This window comes from Synoicihabitans lomoniglobus, assembly GCF_029023725.1.
In the GTDB taxonomy this organism is placed as follows: domain Bacteria; phylum Verrucomicrobiota; class Verrucomicrobiia; order Opitutales; family Opitutaceae; genus Actomonas; species Actomonas lomonigloba.
This window is the reverse complement of the sequence record NZ_CP119075.1, coordinates 4387887-4411787: the sequence shown is the minus strand read 5'-3', so window position 1 is coordinate 4411787 and position 23901 is coordinate 4387887. Positions and strand designations below refer to the sequence as shown.

Genomic DNA, 23901 nt, shown 5'->3' with positions numbered 1-23901 from the left:
ATCGATGTCTAACATTCAGGCGGCAGCCTACTACTTCCCCAACTACCACCGCCATGACCAGAGGAACGACGTCTGGTATGGACATGGCTGGTCTGAGTGGGATCTCTTGCAGGAAGCGAAACCCCGGTTTGAGGGCCATCACCAGCCCCGGGAGCCTCTCTGGGGCTATGAGGATGAGTCCGACCCGCAGGTCATGGCGCGCAAGATCGACGCCGCAGCCGACCACGGTCTGACCGCCTTTATCTTCGATTGGTATTGGTATGAAGATGGCCCCTATCTCGAAGCGGCCCTCGAGAAGGGGTTCCTTAAGGCACCGAATAATGATCGGCTCAAGTTCTCGATCATGTGGGCGAACCACGACTGGACCCACATCCACCCGCATTCCGGGACGGGTGAGGCTCCCGTCCTCTCCCCTGGCGCATTGTCGCTCGACGCCTTCCGGCAAGCCACGGATCGAATGATTGAACGTTATTTCCCCCACCCATCCTACTGGCGGGTGGAGGGAGGCCTCTACGTCTCGTTTTACCAGATTTCCAAGTTGATTGAAGGCTTCGGTGGGGTAGAGGCCACTCGCGCTGCGCTCGCAGAGTTTCGCGAACGCGTCCGCCACGCCGGTCTCGGTGAACTTCACCTCAATGCCGTGCTCTTCGACAAGGTCATCCTGGCCGGGGAAGCGCCCACCAGCAGCAGTGCGGCGAGCCCCGAGCAATTGGGCTTTGATAGTGTTACGTCCTATGTCTGGATTCACCATCAGGAGATGCGCCAGTTTCCCACGACGAAATTCCCCGGTTACGCCCAGCAATGTATCGCCGACTGGTCGCGTCTGAGGGGGCAGGAAGCCTTGCGCTACATCCCGAATGTGACGGTGGGTTGGGACCCCAGCCCACGGACAAATCAAGCCGGTCATTATGACGATATCGGCTACCCTTACACCCCGATTCTGGTCGAAAATTCACCGGTCGAGCTTCGGCGGGTCGTGGCGGCCATGAAGACGTTTTTGGCCGAATCCAACGACTCATCCCCACAGATCTTCACCATCAACGCGTGGAACGAATGGACTGAGGGGAGCTACTTGGAGCCCGACACCGTAAATGGCTTCGCTTTCCTGGAGGCCATCCGGGATACGCTTCGCGTGACTGAAGATTCTTCGATTACTCGTTGAGACTTATCGTATCCGGGAAGTGGATAAATTGACAATGGTGCGTTTCCCGAGGGCCTTCGCTGAAAGAGATGAACCGTGCGCCCAACATCCTACTCATCCATTCCGATCAGCACCGTCAGGACTGTCTTGGGATCAACGGGCACTCTTTGGTTCATACGCCCCACCTTGATCAGTTAGCCGGGGAGGGGGTGAACTTCACCCATGCGTTCACCCCCTCACCGATTTGTTCGCCCGCCCGGGCGTCTTTGCTGACCGGAACCTGGCCTACGACGCATGGGTGCATCAATATTGAGCATATGGAGGGCTACCAGCCCGCCCGGCGGGACCTGCCGAATTTGTGGCATTTGCTGGCAGATGCGGGCTTCCGCCAAGCGTTGGTGGGGAAGTTTCACGGTGAAGTCGCCGGGGCCCCCGCAGATCATGGGGTGGATGACGCCATCCTGCGGGATGGCTACGATCGTTGGCGAGAGGCTCAGGGGATTCCTCCGATTGAAGTGGTCAACGGATGGTTTGGCGACGTGGATCGGGCCATTACGCCAGCACAGTCCCGAGTCGCTTGGCTTACGGATCAAGCGTTGAGTTTGATGCGACGTTATCACGGCGAAGCACGTCCCTTCTTCATTCGCCTCGACCCTGACGAGCCTCATTTGCCCTGTCGCCCACCGGAGCAGGAATCGGTTCGGTATGATTCCACCAGCATCCTGCCTTGGCCGAGTTTTTCCGATAGGTTGGAAGGCAAGCCGGTCGCGCAGGGACGACAGCATGAAGTCTGGGGCACCCGCAGCTGGACATGGTCGGATTGGCAACCGGTGGTTGCCCGATATCTTGCCGAGGTGTCCTTGATCGATCAACAGGTTGGACGCTTGCTGGCGCAGTTGGCGGAACTGGGCATTGCCGATGAGACGTTGGTGATCTATTCCTCGGATCACGGTGATTATTGTGGCGGGCATGGTTTACTGGACAAGCACTACGCGATGTATGACGACTTGGTGCGGGTTCCCTTGATCATGCGCTTTCCGGGGCGACTACAGAAGGGGCAGACCTGCGACGCATTTGTCTGCAACGAAATCGACCTGGCTCGCACAATAGCTCGCGTGGCGGGATTGGGGATTCCAGATTCGTTTGTTGGCCAGGATCTGTTGGATTTGGCCAATGGACGGGAGGAGGCTCGCTCTGATATCTTTGCCCAATACAGTGGGTGCCAAATGGGCCTTTACAGTTCACGTATGGTGCGTGATCGCGATTGGAAGTATGTCTGGAACCCGACCGCCGACCATGACGAGCTCTACGATCTCAAGAGTGATCCGGGGGAGCTGCGAAACCTAATAAATCTTCCATCCGCAACAGGGCAGGTGACCCGGCAGCGCCGTCGTCTGATCACTTGGATGAAGGAGATCAACGACCCCTTGTTCAGTGCGTTCACGCGGAGCCGGCTTGATCTCCGCTATCCGGCTCCGCCGCCGGTCGATTGGTATAATCATTCTGAATACGATGATCCTTGAGGCGGGACGGAGCCAGCCAACCTGATCGCCCCATTATGAAAATTCTCAATTAGCCTATGATTATCTCCCGCTTTTTACACCTGTTCCCGGCCCTGCTGGGGGTGGCGCTGGCCTTTGGCGTTTCGTCTCGAGCCGAACGCCCGAACATGGTCCTCATTTTGGCCGATGACTTGGGTATCAATGATCTGGGGTGCTACGGTAACAACTTCTATGAGTCGCCTCACATCGATCGACTTCGCCGGGAGGGCATGCGTTTTGATCAACACTATTCGGCGGGTTCGGTGTGTTCGCCGACGCGCACCGCCCTGATCACGGGGAAGTTTCCCGCCCGCACCCGTTCCACCGAAGTCTACCCTTGGGGGTTGAGCCATGTATACGTGGCAGAGCCGCTTTGGTGCGAACCCGACCGACTTTTGTCTCCGAACCAGACTTTTCTGCCGGACGTATTACGGGCGGCGGGCTATCGCACGGCCATGTTCGGCAAGTGGCACATCGAGGGGGTGAGCCCGGAGGAAGCGGGATACGACGAATGGTTGGTCAATCACTGCGACACGGCTCTGGCCGCGGACGCCAACCACGATGAGTATCATTTGGCGGAGATCACGCGTCGATCGAATGACTTTATGAAGGAGGCCGCTCAATCCCACACCCCTTTCTTCGTCGTCGTCTCCCATCACTCCGTGCACGTTCCCCAAGCGGCCACGACGGGGAGCCGAGAGCATTTCGAACGAAAAGGGTCTCTACCGGAATGGGCCGATCGCTCACCGCTGCAGACCCCGGTCTATGCCGGCATGGTCAAGGATTTGGATGACAGCGTGGGCGATCTGTTGGCGGAGATCGGCGAGTTGGGAATCGCCGATAGCACTCTGGTTATTTTCACCAGTGATAACGGCGGTCTGGGAGACTTGAACTTCCCCTATCGCGCGGGGAAAGGGAGTTGGTATGAAGGAGGCATCCGGGTTCCCTTCGTAGCCCGGTGGCCTGAACGAATTCAACCGGGTTCCAGCAACAACGGTGTCGTCGTCACGACCGACTATTTTCGAACGCTGGTGGATTTGGCGGGTGGCTCCGTGCCGGAGGGTGCAGCGCCGGACAGTGAAGATTTCACGAAGGCTCTGCTGGGCCAGTCGACTGAGGAACGAGCGCCGGTTGTTTTTCACTTTCCCCACTATCGTGGCGAAGACGGCAGCGCGTGGCTGCGCCCATGGAGCTCCCTTCGTGATGGCGATTACATCTACATTCACCATTGGGAAGTTGATCTGCTGAATGGCAAGGGTCCGGGGAAGATAGAAACCCATGAACTCTACAACCTCGCCAAGGATCCGGGGCAGCGTCGAAATCTGATCGGGACTCAACCGGATGTGGCGGCTCGCCTGCAGGAGGATCTATTAAACCGATTGGAAGCGATGGGAGTCCAGATCCCGATCCTGATGGCAGAGAGATTGGCCGCGCTTAACACGCTCTGTGGTAAGCAGCAGGACGCGGTCATCCCTGTGGTGCAAACGGCTGAATACGCCCTGCCATGGTAGATGCCGCGTCATCGGCAAATTATGCAACGGCTCCACCGAAAAGAGCTCGTGGATTTGGTCTTCACCGGAGGCTCGATCACGCGCGGATGGGAAAACGTCGGCAAATCGGTCTGGCAGGAATACTACGGTGACCGCAACGCCTTGAACTTGGGTTTGGGGGGCGACCGGCCCCAGCAAGTCCTGTGACGAACCGCGCACGGGGAGCTGGATGGCATCAATCCGAAGCTCGTGGTGGTTTCCATTGGCACGAACAACACCAGGAATGGTGTTCCAGAAAAATCGCTCGATGGCATCGAGGCGATCTGTCTGCAGATCCAATTGAAACTGCCCCCAGCGGAACTCCTTTTGGTTTCCCTTTTTCCGTGGGCAGACCATGTCGGGCGGCGCGAGATTAATGAATCGGTCAATCGCAGGCTGCCCCAATGGGCCGCAAAGCTGGGTATTCGAAATCTGGATTCGAATCGCCTTTTCGCTGAGCCCGACAGGTCCCTCAAGAAGGGCTTTTTCGCCCGGATAACGTGCACCCGACAAACGCGGGATACGAGGTGTGGGCAAAGGCATTGGAGCCCGAAATTTTGCGGATCTTCCACGACCGTCCCTGGCGACGCCTATCAGCCACTTTTCCGTTACCAATTCGGTCGATACGAACGGAGGGAATTTTTAATAAAGCGGAGTTTCTGTCTGCGGAAAAACCGTGATGTGGAACTGAATAGTGAAAGGGAGAGGCGCCGGAAGAATCACAAATGAACACAAGCATCGAAGGTGCGTTCAAGTTTATCACGAAACCGTTCAAGACCTTGGCCTAAGATGCTGCTAGGTTATTACTTACCGGTTTCGCGCTGAACCGGATTGCGAAGATTTACCAACCCCAACCCCAACCCCAACCCCAACCCCAACCCCAACCCCAACCCCAACCCCAATGACTTCCACCTCTCCATGGTTTTTTGGCCGGACAATTATCGTTGTATCAGCTTTCTTTGCAGCATCCCTATCATCTTTTGCGTCCAACCCCAACAACACGCTCGTGGGCGCGATACGCTGGGATGTCTGGAACAGTGGTGCTTCAGGTTCCGTCGGCCAACAAGTAGAGGCTACTTTGGGGCCGAAGCACTGGCACTACCGGTTGCCGTTTTTCGCTGAGATCAACGGCGAAAATACCGTGACCATCAAAGGTGATACCGCCGCGGTTTTTGAGCGGGAGCTCGCGTATGCAGAGGGTGGTGGTATCGATTACTTTGCTTACCTGCTTTATCGACATAGCTACGCCTTGGGCAAAATGGTGGATGTCCATAATGTTACCTCATCGAATGTAGATTTCTGCGCCATCATTCAGGGGGACCGTAGCCCCGCCTTTTGGACCGAGACCAATGGATTTTCTGAGCGTATGTTGGACTACTTCCAAAATTCCGACTATCAAACAGTCAATATCGGAGGAGTGGAAAGGCCGTTGGTTTATATTTTTCTGGCTAGCCAAATGCAATCTCTATGGGGAAGCTGGGCGGCCGCGAAAGCAGAATTGGACCTGCTCGCCAGCGACTCGATTACCCAAGGGACCGGAGATCCCTATTTCGTTGCTTTGGAATTCAGTGCCAGCTCAGCCTCTTCCGCCAAGAGTAATCTCGGGTTGGATGCGGTTTCCAGTTATGCCACTTCGACTGGTTCCACCAGCGGAGCGGAATATTCGATTCTGCAAAATAATGAGAAGTCGAAATGGAACAGCTACCGGACATCGGGGGGCGGAAAGGTTATTCCTTGGGTAACGACCGGGTGGGATAGGCGCACTCGCTTCGAAATCCCCCAGTCATGGGCGAATCCGCCACCGAGCTCGTTCCTATATTACACCGAGATGGCCACCCCCTCCCAAGTGGCGGACCAGCTGCAAGATGCCATCAATTGGGTGGATACCTATTCCAGTGCCGCCGAGGCCAATACGGTGCTTGTTTACGCGTGGGATGAGTTTGATGAGGGCGGCTGGATTTGCCCCACGCTTGAAGAAGGTCCCGACCGACTGAACGCGATTGCGACTGTTTTGGGTGCCCCGGGCATCACGACTGGTGTGGGCAAGGAGTGGTCGTTTACCTCCAACGCGGAAAGTTGGACCGGTGCTTATCAAGTATCAGGATTTACCCACGACAGCGCTGATCCGGGGACAATCGACGGCTCCCCGGCAGGCATTGATCCTCAGGTCTATTCAGCCGACAATCTCGGCGAGTCGATCAATGAGCATCATATTGTAGCCGTGCGCATGAAGAACGGCACCGCGGGAACCAAGGGGCATATATATTTCTTAAATCCCGCCGATTCTACGTATGGATTCACTGGCGCAAAATCCCACGTCTTTAGTATCAATCCAAATGACGCTGAGTATCGGGAATATACGGTGAATTTCGCCGATAATTCCAATTGGATTGGTCCCCTTCGCCGCCTGCGGATTGATCCGGAAAACGGGGCCTCCTCCGGTTCGTTCTCAATCGACTACGTTCGGATCATGGACACCATCGAACCCGCGCCATTTTACACGGGTTACCCCATGATCGGCGCGTGGCTGCTTGACGGAACCAGCAGTTCCCTCCGGGCGACCGATTCCGCCAGCAAAGGACATGTGGGCTACATTAATGGCGATGTCTCTTGGTCGAGTGGAAAGGTCGGCAGCGCCGCCGTCTTCGACGGTGCGGGCGACTACATTACCGTGCATGATTCTAAAGATCTCGACGGAATGGCCAAACTTACGATAGCGGCGTGGGTTTGGGTGGAGACTAACACCGCGGCTGTATCCGTGCCCGTTGGCAAGGCCTCCGAGGGAGGTTCCTATCGTCTTACCGTCGGTCCCACCGGCTATGCCAGCCTAGTCGTCGCGACCTCAAACAATGCCTGGTATTCCACGGGCACGTCCCTTGGATTCGGCACCCTAAGCACCGGTCAGTGGTATCACTTGGTAGGCACTTATGATGGTTCTAAGTTGCGCACTTACTTGAACGGTTCGCTGGTGAATACTGCCACGACCACAATTTCAGGGAGCATCGCGGCGACCAGTTCTCCTTTGCACTTCGGCTATAAGTCGGCGGATAATATCGACTGGTTCGCCGGCAAGATCGACGAGGTGATCATCTGTGACCAGGCTTTGAACAGTCAGCAGGTAGCCGATCTGTATAACGCTCCCCAATGACGGGGATTAAGGCTATTGCAGGCCATTCGATTCGAATATCTTCGTTACACGCCTGCGGTGGACAAGTCGCTTGGTGAGTCTGGATCCCATTGTTTCGCCCGGGGCGTAGCAGTGGGGTTCGTTTTTTCGTCTTCTTGATGGCCCGTGGGGGCGCGACCATGTCGATTTCCGATTGAATATGGTGAAATCATTCAAGACGATTTTTCCGCGTTAGGCTATTTTGAGGAAGCAATTTAACCCCCCGAAGTGGCGGTGACGAACGTCCCGCCATTTCCCCTTCTTACCTCCCCCTGAGTTCCATGATGTCCCTGCTTGCGGAAAAAGCCCCCAAAGGACTGCTGCCATGACGGCAACCTCATCCGAGGCGAAGAGCCGGTCAGTCATTACGCCTCGCGGCAAAATTGCCTACGGTAGTGGGGTCTTCTTGGACCAAATCGGACTCCACGCTGTGGGTTCGTTGGCCAATCCGATCTTCAACGTTGCTCTCGGGGTGAGTCCGGCGGCCCTCGGCATCGTGATGTCGGTCTTCCGCATCTGGGATGCCTTTACTGACCCGGTGGTGGGTAACTTCTCCGATAATTTTCGCCACCCTTGGGGCCGGCGGCGCCCGCTGATCATCCTCGGTGCGCTTCTGTCCGGGGTCTTTTTCGCTGCGATTTGGTGGGTGCCTGGGGGTTGGTCGACTTCGGGGATTCTGTGGTATTTCGCGGTCCTGAACCTCTTCTATTTCACGGCCCACACCATCTTCTCGATTCCGTATCAGGCTCTCGCCATGGAGCTTACGCCTCATTACCACGAGCGAACGAGGCTCATGGCGGTTCGAAGTTTTATTTCGGTTATCGGATGGTTCGGGCTGTCGTGGGTTTACCCCTTCGCCCAGTTGGACATCTTCGGCGGAGTGCTTACGGGGATCAAGGTCGCCGGAATCGCGGGCGGCATCATTTTCATTTTTTCGGGGGTCGTTCCGGCTTTGTTTCTCAAAGAGCGCCTGCAAACATCGGCCCAGCAACAAGAGAAAATAACCCTCACGCGGGCCGTTTCGCTCACGCTCTCGAATCGCTCATTTCTCGCTTTGGAGTTGGTCGCCCTGCTTCAGGTCTTTGGCTCGAACATTGTGCAGACCCTGCTCTTTTACATCACCACCTATTGCTACTTTGTCGGTGATCCGAAGGCGGCCGCGCCTTACATGGGCTGGTATGGAACGGTTGGCACCTTGGGTATGATCGTGTTCATTCCTCTGGTTCCGGTCATTTCACGGCGGTTCGACAAGAAAGGAGCTCTCTTCATCGTTTTGGCGATATGCGTGATCGCCTCCGTCGCGGAATGGTTCCTTTTGCAGATTGGGAATCCGCTGCTGACGCTTATCACTCGATTCTTTTACAACGGTGCCAACATCGCGTTTTGGACGTTGTGGCCGTCGATGGTCGCCGACCTCTGTGATGAGGATCAATTGCGCACCGGTCGTCGACGGGAGGGTTCCTTCATGGCGGTCGGGCAATGGATCAACAAAGCCGGGCTTACTTTGGCCATCGTCGTTTCCGGGTTCCTCTTGGTTTGGATCGGTTTTGACGCGGAATTGGAGGGACGTCAGAGCGGAGGCACCCTGCGATGGATGCAATTTTGCTTCTCCCTTCTGCCGGCAATTCTGGGGGGAATCTCGCTGCTCGTGCTGGGTGGCTATCGGCTGACCGAGAAACGCATGCAAGAGATCCAGGAGGCTCTCGCCGAACATTGAGCCCGGCCCAGAGCGGCAACGGCGAGCCCGAATGAAGCGGTTCCGTCTCCGTGTCCCGATTCCCTCGCTCTACGGAAAGCCACTAAAATCATGTCATACCTAACTTTCATTAACACCCCGGAAACTCGAACGCTGGTGAGGCTTGCGACGATGGTCATCACCGCGCTGTCGGCGGGGGCGAACCCGGTCGACCGTCCCACGGTCGGCGCGATTCGGTGGGATGCTTGGTCGGGAGGCGAAGTGACGCGCGAGGTTGAGCGCACCCTCAGTCCGGTCCGATACCATCACCGACTGCCTTGGTTCGCGGAATTGGACGCAGACGATAAAGCTCACATTGATGGTAGTGCGCCGGGCGTGATGGAGCAGGAGATCAACTATGCCGCGGCGGCGGGCTTGGATTACTGGGCGTTCTTGCTTTACCCGAAAGGCAGCGAGATGTCGGAAGGGTTGGAGCAGTATCTGGCCAGCCCCGACCGCGGGGAGATCAAGTTCTGTTTGATCCTGCATAACTCGATCGGACTGGAAGAGGACGTATGGGCGCTTGAGCAGGCCCGCTTCGTTCGACTGCTCCAGGAGCCCGGTTACGTGACTGTGGCCGGAGGTCGGCCCTTGGTCTACGCGTTTGGCAACACCTTCGACGAACAATTTCCGGTGTCTCGCTTCAACGACCTGCGTGCTGCCTTAAAGAAAGCGGGAATGGATCCCTATTTTGTCTACATGGGCTGGAAGCCGGTTGACGATTTCGCCAAGAAATCGTCGCTGGGATTCGACGCGGTTTCCGCCTACGCCTACGCATCGGATGTTCCCACCTTCCATGAGCTCGCCGAGCTGGTCGAGCAGGACTATTGGCAGGCTGCGACCGCCCACCAGACTCCGCTGGTGCCCTTTGTGACCACGGGATGGGACAAAATGCCGCGCAAGGACAACCCGGTCTTTTGGGAAGACCTTTCCAGTTCCTACCACCATCAGGACGTATTTCCCAGCATGGCCACGCCCTGCGAAATCGAATCAACCCTTCGATCGGCTCTCGATCTGGTGCGCAGTTACCCCGGGCTCAACCCGGCCAATACGGTGATCGTCTACGCTTGGAATGAGTATGACGAGGGAGGCTGGCTGGCTCCGACATGGACTCCGTCCGGAGAACCTGACATGGAGCGATTGGAAGCCGTCCGCCGGGTGCTCAATCCCGCCGGTGCTCCGCTTGAATAAATTGAAAATAGGTGGTTGGGCCGGAGGTAGCTTTTGCGTTGAGTCCAACGCCCACGTCTTACCGCGTTGGCAAAGCCCCGTAGGTTTACTTTTGGGACGTTGGTAAAACTCCCCGAAATCGACTTCGTGGCTCATCTCCATTTTGGGTTCACTGCGGTGACGCCGAAGATCACCGCAAATTATTAAGGCCATGACACCATCACAATGGGAAAGCTAAACTGGAATGTGGAGGCTCGCCGGAATTGGTTGGACGCCAGCCATGTCGGGCGGACGAACGAGCGCGCCAGTTGAGGTGGCAAATCACTGGTCGCAGGCAGCCGATCCCTTTGGCACCCCAATTGGAATTGGCTCGTCCTGATTGTCTCCGGAGAGATTCCCGCGTCGGGAACCTCCCGGCCGCCGCCCGCGAGAGGGTTAATCTTGGCGGGCGTCCCGCAGCAACGTTAACGCTAATCGGGCCGTTCGCAGACTCGTTTTTTCTCCCGGGCGTTGCATGGTGATCAGTAATGAAACCCCTCGCGCTCGGACTGGGCATGGCCCTGCTGCTTTCTCCTCTTGCCGCCGCGCCGTCGTTGCGCGCGCTGATTATTGATGGTCAGAACAACCACGATGTGTGGCCGAAATCCACCGTGATGATGAAGCGTTATTTGGAGGAGTCAGGGCGCTTCACCGTCGATGTCGAACGCACGGCCTTCACGTGGCGGGGCGCGAAATGGTTGGGTGATTATCCACTGACGGGCGAGTCGCCGACGCAGGAGCTCGGCGAACCGAAATCCGATCCCGACTTCGCGCCCGCCTTCGAAGACTACGATGTGGTGATTAACAATTTTGGCTGGCAGACCGCGCCGTGGCCCGTCGCCACGCGCGAAGCATTTGAGCGCTTCGTGAACGCCGGGGGCGGACTGGTCGTGGTGCACGCGGCCGACAACGCTTTCCCCGAATGGCCGGCCTACAATCGCATGATCGGGCTGGGCGGCTGGGGCGACCGCGATGAAAAGTCCGGTCCTTACGTGTATTACAATGACGCCGATGAGCGGGTGCGGGATGAGTCACCGGGGCGCGGCGGCAGTCACGGTCCGCAACATGAATTCCAACTGACCTTGCGCGAGCCGCATCCGATCACGGCCGGATTACCGCAGCGTTGGCTGCACACGATGGACGAGTGTTATGATCGTCTGCGCGGACCGGCCGAGAACATGACGGTGTTGGCTACGGCCTATTCGGCGGCCGACCAACGCGGCACCGAGCGACACGAGCCTATGTTGATGACCATCAACTACGGCAACGGACGCGTGTTCCACAGCACGCTCGGACACGACGATTATTCGTTCGAGTGCGTGGGTTTCATCACCACGTTTTTGCGCGGCGCGGAATGGGCGGCGACCGGAAAAGTGACGCTGCCTGTGCCGGATGATTTCCCCACGGCGGCCGCCATGAGCAGCCGTCCGTTTGAGGGGCCGTGACTCGGATTCCAAGGTAGGCTGCGAGCTTGCTCGCGCTGAATGCGGAAGGCTGAACGCGGAACGCTGGAGACGAGAGGCAGGTGGGGATCGCGCGCCAGCGCGCTCCTTGTTGCTTAAAATATGCTATGGTGGGGGCTGTTCGGTTTTGTTCACGGGGTTGGTCTGTTCGCTCCGTGGGTAAAGCGGGATGATCCACCGGGGCGGCCGCCCCGGTGGATCGGCTCCGGTGAGCTCGTCGCGCTCCTTGAACGCCCACGTTTTTAAACGCGGGCAGTTCGATCGTAGCGTGAGCCGCCGGAGTTTTGGTCGATTAACTCGAACAGTTGCTGGGGCCGGTTCGCACCGAGCCCGTCAAAAACAAGGCAGAGTATGAATCCTTCCGCAATCCACTATCTGGGGGTCGATGTCAGCGCTCAGACGCTGAACTTTTCCTCCGCTCCGAACACTCCGGTCCCCAACCGCGACGCGATCCTCGTGGCGCATTTGCGCACTTTGCGCCAAACCCATCCCCGCGTGCACCTGGTGTGTGAAGCCACCGGTCGTTGCCACCATGCGCTCCAGCAGGCGGCCACCAAACAACACATCCCCATCTCGGTGATCAACCCACGCCATGTGCGGGATTTTGCCCGTTCGGTGGGACGCTTGGAGAAGACTGACGCCGTCGACGCCGAGGTCCTGGAGCGTTATGGCAAGTGCCTCAATCCCGCTCTCACCATCATGCCCGACAAGGTGTTGCGCAAGATGCGTGACTTACTGGTCGTGCGCTCAAGCTTGGTCGAAGACCGCAAAGCGTGGCAGTGCCGAGCTCGGCAGCTCGACGCTGCGGCCCAACGCCTGTGCCAACAGCACATCGAGCGTATCGACGTCGATATTACCAAAGCCGAACGCGCATTGCGCGCACTGCTCGACACCGCCGCCGCCGCGCCCATCGCCGCACGCATGCAAGCCCTTTGCTTGGTGTGCGGGGTCGCGGAAAAGACCTCGTGGATGCTGGTCGCCGAGTTGCCCGAACTGGGCCAGTGCAACCGCCGCCAAATCGCCAAGCTATGCGGACTCGCCCCGATCAACCACGACTCCGGCACCATGCGTGGCCACCGACATATCGCTCACGGACGCGCCCACGTTCGACGAGCACTGTATCAGGCCGCCGTCGTCGCCGCCCAACACAACGAGTATCTGCAACCTTACTATCAACGCCTTCGCCAAGCCGGTAAACCCGCTAAAGTCGCCTACATCGCCGTCGCTCGCAAACTCGTCATTTTCCTCAACCGCATCCTCGCCGACGCCCCTGCGGTGACCGCTTAAAATTCCATACTTAATAAGACAGTTGCTACGGGTGGAATTTGCACAGGAACCGTGTGAGTTGGCTCTTCCAAGAATAAGAGCTCACCGCACGATCGTCAGCAAGTCGGACCGGAATCGGTCTGGCCGTAATAGGCACCGGGGCCGTGTTTGCGTTTGAAGTGTTTGTGCAACAACTCTGGTTCGATGGCGGGCAACGTCGGTTCGAGTTGCAGCGACATCAGCGCCATTTGCGCGATACACTCCACGGCGACGGCGACCTCGACGGCTTTGGCGACGGTGGCGCCCCAGGTGAACGGAGCGTGGCGGTTGACGAGCACGGCGGGGAAGTCCGCCGGATCGAGCGCAGCGAAACGCTCGACGATGACGTTGCCGGTTTCCCATTCGTAAGCTCCGTCACCGATTTCGGCGGCGGTCATTTTGCGGGTGACGGGAATCGGGCCGAAAAAATAGTCCGCGTGTGTGGTGCCGAAGATCGGAATCTCGCGGCCCGCCTGCGCAAACGATGTGGCGTGCGAGGAATGGGTATGCACGACGCCGCCGATCGATTCAAAGGCGAGGAATAGTCGACGATGCGTGGGCGTGTCGGACGACGGGCGCATCGATCCATCGACCTGCTTCCCATCGAGGTCGATCAGCACCATGTCTTCCGCCGTGAGGTCGGCGTAGGCGACGCCGGAGGGCTTGATGGCGAAAATGCCTTGGGCGCGATCGATCGCGGAAGCGTTGCCAAAGGTGAGGTTGATCAGGCCTTCGCGCGGCAGGGCGATATTGGCCTCGTAGGCCTCGCGTTTGAGTTCAGTCAGCATGGGAAGAGGACGAAAAGTTTAACCACGAAATACACGAATAACACGAAAGGTCAGCGTTGTCGGACGGTTTTCGTGCGGTTCGTGTATTTCGTGGTTAATTCCATCAGGCGCGGAAGCCTTGATTGAGGTGGTAGTAGACCTCGTTGTTGCGGAGGTCTTGTTTGAGCGAGCCGATGCGGGTGTCGGCGTCGATATGGACCGTTTCGATGCCGGCAATCGTCGCGAAGTCTTCGAGCATTTCGCTCGTTACGGTGTAGCTGTAGCCGGTGTGATGGGCGCCGCCGGCGAGAATCCACGCTTGGCAGGCTGTCTTGAAATCGGGGCGGCATTCCCAGACCGCGCGAGCGACGGGCAGCTTGGGCAATTTGGGCGTTTTGACCGCGTCGACTTCGTTGACGATGAGGCGGAAGCGGTTGCCCAAATCGATCAGGGAGGCATTGAGCGCAGCACCCGCCGGAGCGTCGAAGACCATGCGAACAGGGTCTTCCTTGCCGCCAATGCCGAGCGGGTGGACTTCGACCTTGGGCTTGCCGCCGGCGATGCTCGGGCAGATCTCCAGCATGTGCGAGCCGAGCACCTGATGGCCCTTCGGCGACATGTGGTAGGTATAGTCCTCCATGAAGGAAGTGCCGCCCTTGAGTCCGTGGCCCATGACTTTCATGACGCGCACAAGGGCAGCGGTCTTCCAGTCACCCTCGCCGCCGAAACCGTAGCCCGCCGCCATCAGACGTTGGGTGGCCATGCCGGGGAGTTGGCGCAGGCCGTGCAGATCCTCGAAGGTGTCGGTGAATCCCTTAAAGTCGCCCTCTTCGAGGAACTGGCCCAGACCGAGTTCGAGCCGGGCGCTGTAGCGCAACTCCTCGTGGCGCTTGCCGCCTTTTTTCAACGCGGGGGCGAGGGCGTAGGCTTTTTCGTAGTCGGCGCAGAGCGCGGAAATATCATTGGGCTTGATCGCGTCGACCACAGCGACGAGGTCGCCGACGCCATGGGTGTTGACTGCGAAACCGAGCTTCATCTCGGCGGATACCTTGTCGCCGTCGGTCACGGCGACCTGGCGCATGTTGTCGCCGAAACGCACGAATTTTGCGCCCTGCCAATCGGTCCAGCCGCGCACGGCGCGCATCCACGCGCCGATGCGTTGCTGCACCTCGGCATCGCTCCAGTGGCCGACCACCACCTTGCGGTCGAGGCGCATGCGGGTGTGGATGAACCCCGCCTCGCGGTCACCGTGGGCGGCCTGGTTGAGGTTCATGAAATCCATGTCGATCGTGCCCCACGGCAGATCGCGATTGAACTGGGTGTGCAGGTGCAGGAACGGCTTCTTCAGCAGGCCGAGTCCGCGTATCCACATTTTTGATGGTGAGAACGTATGCATCCACAGGATCAGGCCGCCGCACTGCGGGTTGGCGTTGGCTTCGATGCACAGGTTGGTGATCTCGTCCGGCGTGGTGAGCAGCGCTTTGAAGACGATCTTGAGCGGCAGATGCTTCGAGGCATCGAGCTTGCCCGCGATCGTGGCCGCATTGGCGGCGACCTCTTGGAGAGGGCCCGGACCGTAGAGATGCTGCGAACCGCAGACGAACCAGATTTCAGGAGAGGGAAGTGATTTCATGGAAAAGGAGATGAAGAAGTGTAACCATAATGGTTACACTCGCGGGATCAGGCGCGGGCTTTTTCTTTGAGCGTGAGGAGCTGTTTCATGACGCCGGAGAGGTCGGCATCGGGGGTGACGCCACCGAAGCTGTCGTGAAGTTGGCGATACAGCGCGTAAAGCTTTTGGTAGGTGCGACGAGCGGCGGGCTGCGGTTTGTAGGCGACCGGTTTGAGGGCGGTCATTTTGGCCTGGGCAGTTTTGAAGTCCGGATGAGCCCCGGCGAGCACGGCGGCGGAGACGGCGGAGCCGAGGGCACACGCCTGGCTGGAGCCCGCGACGAGCATGGTGCAGCCGGTGACGTCGGCGTAGATCTGCATGAGCATGGGGTTTTTCTCCGCGATGCCACCGGCGCAGACGACGCGTTTGATCGGCACGCCGTATGCGCGGAAACGTTCGATGATGGCGCGGGCACCGAAGGCCGTGGCCTCGATGAGCGCGCGATAAATCTCGGCGGGTTTGGTGTGCAAAGTGGTGCCGAGCGTCAGCCCCGTGAGGCGTTGATCCACGAGGATGGTGCGGTTGCCGTTGTTCCAATCGAGGGCGAGCAGACCGCTCTCGGCGGGAGAGAGGGCGGCCGCTTCCTTGGTGAACTGGGCGTGAGTCTTGTCGTCGCCGCCGCAGACCACCTCGACCCACCATTTGAAGATATCACCGACGGCGGACTGACCGGCTTCGAGGCCGTAGTAGCCGGGTAGGATCGCGCCCTTGACGATGCCGCAGATGCCGGGAATGTCGGCGACGGGTTTGTCGGCCGACACCACGCCGACGTCGCAAGTGGAGGTGCCGATGACTTTGACGAGTGTGCCCTCGGCGACGCCGGAACCGATGGCGCCGTAGTGCACGTCGAACTCACCCATGGCGATGGGAATGCCGGCGGGCAGGCCGAGCTTGGCGGCCCATGCCGGGCAGAGGTGTCCGGCGGCGACGCTGGCGTCGTGTGCTTCTGAATACAGACGGTCGCGCAGGCTCGCGAGTTTCGGTGACAGTTTGCGCAGAAACGCCTTGTCCGGCAGGCCGCCCCATTCGTCGCAGAAGAGTGCCTTGTGACCGGCGGCACAGATGCCGCGTTTGATGGCGGTCGGATCGGTCACGCCGCCGAGCACGGCGGGCAGCCAGTCGCAGAGTTCGACCCAGGAATGGGCGGCGGCAAAGGCGGCGGGGTCGACCTTGAGGCAGTGCCAGATCTTGGCCCAAAACCATTCGGACGAGTAGGTGTTACCGCACTTGGCGATGTATTCCGGATGGTGCTTGGCGGCGAGTTCGGTGATCTTGGCGGCTTCGCGCCAACTGGTGTGATCCTTCCACAACCAGCAGTGCGCATTGAGATTCTTCGCCCATTTTTTCTGGGCGGTCAGCGCGCGGTTTTTGGCGTCGACCGGGATGGGGCTGGACCCGGTGGTGTCGACGCCGATGCCGACGACCTTGGCGGCGGAAAAGCCGCGCTTTGAGGCGGCCTGCGCGAGCGCGCCCCGGGTGGCGGCTTCGAGGCAGTGCAGGTAGTCGAGGGGGTTTTGGCGGGCGACGTTGTGATCCTTGGGATCGAGCAAAACGCCTTGGTGGCCGCTGGGATAATCGACGACACAGGAGCCGAACTCCCGGCCGTCAGCCGTGCGCACGATGAGGGCGCGAGCGGAGTTGGTGCCGTAGTCGAGACCGATGGTGAAACTCATGGGGTGGTGGGGTTGAAACGTAAAACGGTGAGGGAGTTGGCCGGGGCCTGATAGTGAAAAGTTGCGGTGATCGTGGTCGAGGTGGAAACCGGTTTTACGGCGGGTTCCCGACCGTCCTCGTTGATCGCGTCGGCGCTGGGGCCGGTGAGCACCATGCGTTGCGCGGTGAATTTCCGGTCGGAGGAAAGTCCGGACAATTGCACTTCGAGCGCGACGGGCGTGTCGTCGCCATTGACGAGTTTGAGGATTACGTCGCCGGAAGCGGAATCGGTGACGGAGGACGCCGCGAGTTTAGCTCCGTCGACGGTGCCGGTCAGGGCGGTGTCGAGATGGCGGTCGCCGCCGTGCTGACCGAAGAGCTGTTGGACGTAGTAGTTGGGGGTGAGAAATACGCTCGTGGCATCGAAGTAGATCAGATCGGGGTGCCATTGGGTGTGGCCGCGCCGGGCCAGTAAGGGGGCGTAGGACGCGAAGTGCACGATGTCGGCGTTGCGCTCGTAGCTGACGAGTCCGGCGGCTTCGGCGATGGCGGAACGCAGGGTGTTGCGGCGATCGGGTTCATGCGCGGCGTATTCGCCGAGGTAGACCAATGGGCCGGCGCGATCGTAGTGATCGTAGCGATCCTGGTTGTCCCAGAAAAACTGTGGTGGCACGTAGTAATGTTCATCGACCATCTCGACATCGATGTCGCGGGCGAACGCCCAGCCGTTGTCGAAGTCTTCGCCCGAGGCGAATGGACCGGAGGTGCCAATGACCACGATGTCCGGGTAGCGCGCCTTGATAGCGTCGCGGACCATGTTGAAACGGATCTCGAAGAGGGGCGTGATGGCGTCCTCGTTGCCGACGCCGAGGTGTTGGAGTCCAAAAGGTTCGGGGTGACCGGCGGCGGCGCGCACGGCGCCCCATTCGGAATCGGCGGGACCGTTGGCCCATTCAATCAGGTCGAGCACGTCCTGAATGTAAGCGGGCATTTCCTCCATCGGCAGACCCTCCTGGCCGCGGCCCGGACTGTGGCCGGCGTGTTGGCAGCAAACGCCGGCGGACACGACCGGCACAGGCTTGGCGCCGATATCCTCGCTGAATTGGAAGAACTCGAAGAAGCCGAGACCGTAGGTTTGGTGGTAGCCCCAGGAGTTGCGTTCGGCTTCGCGGGTTTCGACGGGGCCGATGGTTTTCTTCCAATCGTAGAATTGGCGAACGCCGGGACCGTGCACGAGGCAACCGCCGGGGAAGCGCATGAACTTGGGCTCGAGGTCGGCGATGGCGTGCGCGAGATCCCGACGCAGCCCGTTGGCCCGACCCTTGAACGTGTCGTGCGGCATGAGCGAAACCATATCGAGGGCGATACTGCCGACCTGATGGATGAGCAGCACGAACTTGGCCTGCGGGTCCGGACGGGAGGGCGTGAGGGTGGCGTGATACCGGGTCCAGTCGCGGCCCGAGACTTCGAGTTTGGCTTCGGCCAACACCTCGCCGTTGGCGGCTTCGAGGCGCAGCGTCACGGGCATGGGAGTGGATTGGTCCACGCCATCGCCGCGCCACATGATGCCGTTGTAAGTTTGGTAAGCGAAAAACGATGCCTCGTAGGCGTGGCCGGCCTCGACCGGGATCTGATCGAAGCCTGAGTTTCGGATGCCCACGCCGTCGCCCGGTTGGCGGGCGGTGAGAGTGAGGTAGTGCTCGTTATTCACGTGGACGGGGCGGGCGTTGCCCAATCCCCAGGAACCCTCGGCATCGCCGGCTTGGATCAGTTCCCAAAACGAAAGCGCAGTCCAGCTGACCTGCTCCGTGGCGCTGTATTCAAAGGAGCGGTTTTGGATGAGCTCGGCGTAGAGTCCGCCATCGGCGGCGTAATTGAGGTCCTCGTAGAAGATGCCGACGAGATCGGAGCTGATGGCCCGGCCGGGGGCGGAGAGATCGACGCGGAGGGTCGGTGTGGCCGTCGCGGTGACGGCGAGGGCCAACCACGGAACGAGCGTTTTCAGAAAACAGGCGGTGAGCGGAAAACGGAACATGGGGCGTGGGGGGCGCTTCGCACGGCGGAGATCGGACTTGAGGTGAAGGGGTAAATGGAGCCGGGGAAAGGCGGTGGATGAACAAGTTATAGTCTGACTAACACCGGGCGAATGCCGGGAGAACTTGACCGTTAGGTGGATTCGGGGGAAAAGCGGGTCATGGCGCGTTGCACGCTAGCTGATATTGCCCGCCGGGTGGGTTGTTCGAAATACACCGTTTCACTGGCGTTGAAGGACAATCCCCAGATCTCGCTGGAGACGCGGGAGCGGGTGCAGGCGGCGGCGGCGGACATGGGTTACGAGCCCAATGCGGTGCTTTCACAATTGATGGCGCAGTTGCGGGCCTCGCGCACGACGCGGTTTCAGGCGAAGTTGGCGCTGATCAATGCGAACCGCGATCCGCACGCGTTGCAGAGTCACCCCACCATCCCGACTTACGTGGCGGGTTGCGAAGCGCGCGCGGAGAAGACCGGGTATGCGTTTGATCGTTTTTGGATGCACGATCCGGAGCTCAAACCGGAACGGTTGCGTCGGATTTTGCACACGCGCGGCATCAAGGGGATCCTGCTCGTCGGGCTGATGGATTCCAACCGCCTGCCACCGGAATACACGTCACTGTGGGAAACGTTCCCCACGGTCGTGACGGGGGTGCGCACCCGCGACCCGGATCTTTCGTTCTGCTGCGTCGATCATCACCACCTCGCCCTGCAGGCGATCGAGCGGGCAATCGAGCTCGGCTATCGGCGTCCCGGACTGGTCCTGGACGACGTGATCGATCGACTGGTCGAGCGGCGATTTTCGGCCGGGTTTCAAACCGGACAACGCGAGTTGCCGCGAACGCGACGTCTGCCGATTTTTGACCTGCCGGGCAGCGCAGCGGAGGCCCCGGCGGGGTTTGAGACGTGGTTGGATCAGCACCGTCCGGATGTCGTGTTCACCCTCTACAATCGCGTGGTGCGCTGGATCAAAGCGACCGGGCGCCGCATCCCGGAGGATATTGGTGTCATTCAACTCGAGTGGCGCGCGACCAGTGCGGAACTCGCAGGCATGAATCAGCACAACTTCGCCGTGGGTGAAGCGGCGGTCGACATGCTCGTCACGCAGATCCACAACAACGAAACCGGCGTGAACGAGTTCCCCCGGGCCACCTTGATTGGTGCGACTTGGACCGACGGCACGAGCGCGCCGGAACTCAAGTCTTCGACCGCGCGAGCAGCAGGCGCTGGAGCAAAATAAACACCAGCAGCAACAGGCCGACCACGATCCGCATCCAAGCGGAGTCGAGACGACCGTCGAAAAGAATGCCCATTTGAATGACGCCGAGAATGAGCACGCCGAGCACGGTGCCGCCGACATGCCCGCGTCCGCCGGTGAGCACGGTGCCGCCGATGACCACCACCGCAATGGCGTCGAGTTCGAGTCCGATACCGGTCGCGGGATTGCCCGAGCCGGTATAGAGCGTGGCCACAATACCGGCGGCGGCAGCCAGCGCCCCGTTGATGGCGTAGGCGGCGACCTTGGCCGAACTCACCGGCAAGCCCATCAAGCGGGCCGAGGACTCACTACCGCCCATGGCGAGCAGGTTGCGCCCGAGTCGCGTGTGGTGGGCCAAACCGTAGACCGCCAACGCGAGGACCAACAGCAGGATGCCCGGCAGAGGCAGGCGAAAGTCTCCCAGCGCCACATGGACTTCACTCAATGAGCGATACCACGGGTGGTTGATCGGCACGGATTCGGTGCTGATGGCAAAGGCCAGACCGCGTGCGAAAAACATGCCCGCGAGGGTTACCAGAAACGGCGGCAATTCTCCCTTTTCAATGAGCCCGCCAAAGAGCACGCCCATCAGGGTGCCCGCGATGAGGGCGACGCTCCACGCCGCCAACGGCGGCCAACCGGCCGAGGTGATCAACGTGGCGGTCAACACGGAGGTGAAGCCGAGGACCGAGCCGACCGACAGGTCGATGCCGCCGGTGAAGATGACGAGGGTCATGCCGAGCGCGGCGATGCCCAGCACGGCATTATCGGAAATGAGATTCGCCGCCACGCGTCCGCCGAAAAAGCCGTCGTAGACGAAGCCGGCGGAAACGTAGAGAATCAGGAGAATGGCGGCAGTGACGCACACCGGTAATTGACGGCGAAACAAGTTCACGACGTCGCCTTTCGGTTGGCCGGAGAACGTTGCCACAGCGCGGTGAGTTTTTGGCGCAGGCGCGGCACCTGGATGAGCGCCACCGCGATGATCAGCACGGCCTTGGGCACGGGGGCGACCGCCGGAGGCACGCCGAAGTAGAACATGCTCAACGTCAGCGCCTGCAGGAACAGCGCGCCGATCAACGAACCGAGCAGATAAAACCGCCCGCCAGTGAGCGCGGTGCCGCCGATGACCACGGCGAAGATCGCGTCCAACTCCATGTTGATGCCGGCCTGATAGGGATCGGCCGCGGCGATGTGCGCGGCGACGAGCGCGCCGCACAAACCGGCGCAACCCCCGCAGGCGAGGTAGGCGAGCGCCTTGGTGCGGGCGGCGGCGATGCCGGCGAAGCGACTGGCGGTGGCGTTGTCGCCCACGGCTTCCAAGAATAGTCCGGCGGCCGTGCGGCGCAGGGCGAGTTGCGCGATGCCAAACAACGCGAGCACGAGCAATGCGGCGACGGGCAAGCCGAGCACGTGGCCCTTGGCGAGAAACTCGAAACTAGCGTCGCTGAAAATGACGACGTTGCCGCCCGTGATGAGTTGGGCGAGTCCGCGACCGGCGACCATGAGGATGAGCGTGGCGACGATGGGTTGCACGCCGATCCGGGCGACCAGCACCGCGTTGATCCCGCCGGCGGCGAGACCCGTGCCGAGGGCGGCGAGCACGACCAGCGGCAGCGCCGTTTCCCGCACGATGAGCTGCGCACATACGGCCGCGCTCACGGCGACGACGGAGCCCACCGAGAGATCCACGCCACCCGTGGCGATGACCAAGGTCATGCCGAGCGCCAACAGCATGACGCGCGAACCCTGGTTAAACAGATCAATGGGCGTGCCGTAGAGATGACCGTCGACGATCGTCATCTTGAGAAAGCCGGGATCGAAGACGGCGTTGACCGCGATCAAGATGAGCAGCCCGATGGCGGGCCACCACACGGGTGAACGTTGGCGCGAAGGTTTTGCGACAGAGGCACTCATGCGGCAGGTGATCCGGCCATGGTGGCCAGCAAGTCGGGCAAGGTGATGTCGGCGCCGCTGAACTCGGCGACGGTGCGACGATCACGCAGCACGAAAACGCGGTGGCAGTTGCGCACGATTTCTTCGATTTCGGACGAGATAAAAATGACGGCGAGGCCCTCGGCGCGCAGTTCGTCGATGAGGTTTTCGATCTCCTGTTTGGCGCCGACGTCGATGCCGCGGGTCGGTTCGTCGAGGATGAGCACGCGCGGTTTGGTCGCGAGCCAGCGGGCGATCAGCACCTTCTGTTGATTGCCGCCGGAGAGCGTGCCGACCGGGACCTCGGCGTCGGGAGTTTTGATGCGCAGGGCCTTGATGTAGCGATCACACAACGCGTCCTGTTCGGCGCGGGGAAGGGGACGTGCGGCACCTTGGCGGGCCTGCAGCGCGACGATGATGTTTTCGCGCACGGTGAGATTGGGCAGGATGCCTTCCGTCTTGCGATCCTCGGAGCAGAACGCGAACCCGCGGCGAATGGTTTCGCGCGGATCGAGTCGGGTGACGGATTCGCCGTCAAAGGTGAGGCTGCCGGTCGAGATCGGGTCGATGCCGAACAGCATGCGCACGGTTTCGGTGCGGCCGGAACCGAGCAAGCCGGCCAGCCCGGTGACTTCGCCGGGACGAGCGCCCAATGAAACGGGACCCATGACGGGCGGGCGGGCGAGGGCTTCGGCCTGTAGTAACTCCGGCGCGTCGGACGCGACGTGGTCGGACGGCGCGTGCTCGTGGGCCGAGACTTTGCGACCGAGCATGTGACCGACCAGCTCAAGACGCGGTAAATCGCTCGTGGCATATTCGCCGACGAAACGGCCGTTGCGCAGCACCGTGATGCGATCGGTGACGGCGTAAACCTGATCCAGAAAATGGGTGACGAAAACGATGCCCATGCCCTCGTCGCGCAGGCGGCGCATGATGCGGAAAAGTTCTTCGACTTCGCGTTCGTCGAGTGAGGCGGTGGGCTCGTCGAGCACGAGCACGCGGGCCTCGATGTCGAGGGCGCGGGCGATGGCGACCATCTGTTGGTGAGCCACCGAGAGCGAACCGAGTTCCGCGTCGACGTCGCAATGCAGTTCAAGCCGGGCGAGCGCGGTGCGGGCGCGCTCGCGCATGGCGCGGCTGTTGATACAGCCCCAGCGCCCCGGTTGACGACCGAGCGCGATGTTATCGGCGACCGTCAGCGAAGGGATGAGATTTACTTCCTGATAGACGGTGCTGATGCCGGCGGCTTCGGCCTCGCGCGGGGACGCGGGAGCGATGGGCGAACCATCGCGGGAGATGGTGCCGCCATCGGCGCGGTGCACGCCGGTGAGAACTTTGATGAGGGTCGACTTGCCCGCGCCGTTTTCGCCCATGAGCGCATGGACTTCCCCTGCCCGAACCGTAAAGTCGACGCCATCGAGGGCGATGACTCCCGGGAACCGTTTACCGATACCGCGGAGGGCGAGGAGAGGCTGGGCGGGGGCGCGACTCATGGA

18 protein-coding genes are annotated in these 23901 nt (G+C 60.3%); 11 read left to right on the top strand and 7 right to left on the bottom strand.

Annotated features, from left to right (window positions below; translation table 11 throughout):
• The first annotated feature begins 4 nt into the window (after positions 1-4).
• From PXH66_RS17080 to PXH66_RS17040, 10 genes are all read left to right on the top strand, one after another.
• On the top strand, positions 5-1162 hold the full coding sequence (locus tag PXH66_RS17080) for a glycosyltransferase WbsX family protein (protein WP_330930070.1): 1158 nt from the start codon (positions 5-7) through the stop codon (positions 1160-1162).
• A gap of 68 nt (positions 1163-1230) precedes the next feature.
• A complete protein-coding gene (locus PXH66_RS17075) occupies positions 1231-2664 on the top strand; it encodes a sulfatase-like hydrolase/transferase (protein ID WP_330930071.1) in 1434 nt (477 codons plus the stop codon).
• 56 nt (positions 2665-2720) lie between these two features.
• On the top strand, positions 2721-4193 hold the full coding sequence (locus tag PXH66_RS17070) for a sulfatase-like hydrolase/transferase (protein WP_330930072.1): 1473 nt from the start codon (positions 2721-2723) through the stop codon (positions 4191-4193).
• 21 nt (positions 4194-4214) lie between these two features.
• Positions 4215-4379, top strand: coding sequence for an SGNH/GDSL hydrolase family protein (locus PXH66_RS17065; RefSeq protein ID WP_330930073.1), 165 nt, complete (start codon positions 4215-4217; stop codon positions 4377-4379).
• A gap of 42 nt (positions 4380-4421) precedes the next feature.
• Positions 4422-4940 carry an SGNH/GDSL hydrolase family protein gene (locus PXH66_RS23230; protein WP_425609310.1) on the top strand — a complete coding sequence of 173 codons (519 nt, stop codon included), beginning with the start codon at positions 4422-4424 and terminating at the stop codon, positions 4938-4940.
• A gap of 172 nt (positions 4941-5112) precedes the next feature.
• Positions 5113-7359 carry a LamG-like jellyroll fold domain-containing protein gene (locus tag PXH66_RS17060; protein WP_330930074.1) on the top strand — a complete coding sequence of 749 codons (2247 nt, stop codon included), beginning with the start codon at positions 5113-5115 and terminating at the stop codon, positions 7357-7359.
• Between the two features lie 343 nt (positions 7360-7702).
• A complete protein-coding gene (locus tag PXH66_RS17055; protein WP_330930075.1) occupies positions 7703-9094 on the top strand; it encodes an MFS transporter in 1392 nt (463 codons plus the stop codon).
• 90 nt (positions 9095-9184) lie between these two features.
• Complete coding sequence (locus PXH66_RS17050) at positions 9185-10303, top strand: glycoside hydrolase family 71/99 protein (RefSeq protein WP_330930076.1); 1119 nt, start codon at positions 9185-9187, stop codon at positions 10301-10303.
• A 506-nt stretch (positions 10304-10809) separates the two neighbouring features.
• Positions 10810-11766, top strand: coding sequence for a ThuA domain-containing protein (locus PXH66_RS17045; RefSeq protein WP_330930077.1), 957 nt, complete (start codon positions 10810-10812; stop codon positions 11764-11766).
• Positions 11767-12135: 369 nt separating this feature from the next.
• Positions 12136-13071, top strand: coding sequence for an IS110 family RNA-guided transposase (locus PXH66_RS17040; protein WP_330930078.1), 936 nt, complete (start codon positions 12136-12138; stop codon positions 13069-13071).
• Positions 13072-13166: 95 nt separating this feature from the next.
• On the opposite strand, the gene araD is transcribed toward PXH66_RS17040, so the two are convergent.
• The 4 genes from araD to PXH66_RS17020 all read right to left on the bottom strand — a co-directional run bounded on the left by araD (position 13167) and on the right by PXH66_RS17020 (position 19216).
• Positions 13167-13877 carry an L-ribulose-5-phosphate 4-epimerase AraD gene (gene araD, locus PXH66_RS17035; RefSeq protein ID WP_330930079.1) on the bottom strand — a complete coding sequence of 237 codons (711 nt, stop codon included), beginning with the start codon at positions 13875-13877 and terminating at the stop codon, positions 13167-13169.
• 103 nt (positions 13878-13980) lie between these two features.
• Positions 13981-15489 carry an L-arabinose isomerase gene (gene araA, locus PXH66_RS17030; protein WP_330930080.1) on the bottom strand — a complete coding sequence of 503 codons (1509 nt, stop codon included), beginning with the start codon at positions 15487-15489 and terminating at the stop codon, positions 13981-13983.
• Positions 15490-15536: 47 nt separating this feature from the next.
• The gene (locus tag PXH66_RS17025; protein WP_330930081.1) at positions 15537-17201 is read right to left on the bottom strand and encodes a ribulokinase; all 1665 of its coding nucleotides are present in this window, start codon (positions 17199-17201) and stop codon (positions 15537-15539) included.
• Complete coding sequence (locus PXH66_RS17020; protein WP_330930082.1) at positions 17198-19216, bottom strand: alpha-L-arabinofuranosidase C-terminal domain-containing protein; 2019 nt, start codon at positions 19214-19216, stop codon at positions 17198-17200. The genes PXH66_RS17025 and PXH66_RS17020 overlap by 4 nt, the downstream gene beginning before the upstream one ends.
• 159 nt (positions 19217-19375) lie before the next feature.
• On the opposite strand from PXH66_RS17020, the gene PXH66_RS17015 reads away from it, so the two are divergent.
• Positions 19376-20452, top strand: a complete 1077-nt coding sequence (locus tag PXH66_RS17015) for a LacI family DNA-binding transcriptional regulator (protein WP_330930083.1) — start codon at positions 19376-19378, stop codon at positions 20450-20452.
• On the opposite strand, the gene PXH66_RS17010 is transcribed toward PXH66_RS17015, so the two are convergent.
• The 3 genes from PXH66_RS17010 to PXH66_RS17000 are packed head-to-tail and all read right to left on the bottom strand — an operon-like array spanning position 20409 to position 23898.
• The gene (locus tag PXH66_RS17010; RefSeq protein WP_330930084.1) at positions 20409-21365 is read right to left on the bottom strand and encodes an ABC transporter permease subunit; all 957 of its coding nucleotides are present in this window, start codon (positions 21363-21365) and stop codon (positions 20409-20411) included. The two genes, PXH66_RS17015 and PXH66_RS17010, sit on opposite strands and share 44 nt — an antisense overlap.
• Complete coding sequence (locus PXH66_RS17005) at positions 21362-22387, bottom strand: ABC transporter permease (RefSeq protein ID WP_330930085.1); 1026 nt, start codon at positions 22385-22387, stop codon at positions 21362-21364. The genes PXH66_RS17010 and PXH66_RS17005 overlap by 4 nt, the downstream gene beginning before the upstream one ends.
• Entirely contained in the window at positions 22384-23898 is a 1515-nt protein-coding gene (locus PXH66_RS17000; protein ID WP_330930086.1) for a sugar ABC transporter ATP-binding protein, read from the bottom strand. Before PXH66_RS17000 ends, PXH66_RS17005 begins: the two co-directional genes overlap by 4 nt.
• Positions 23899-23901: the final 3 nt, after the last annotated feature.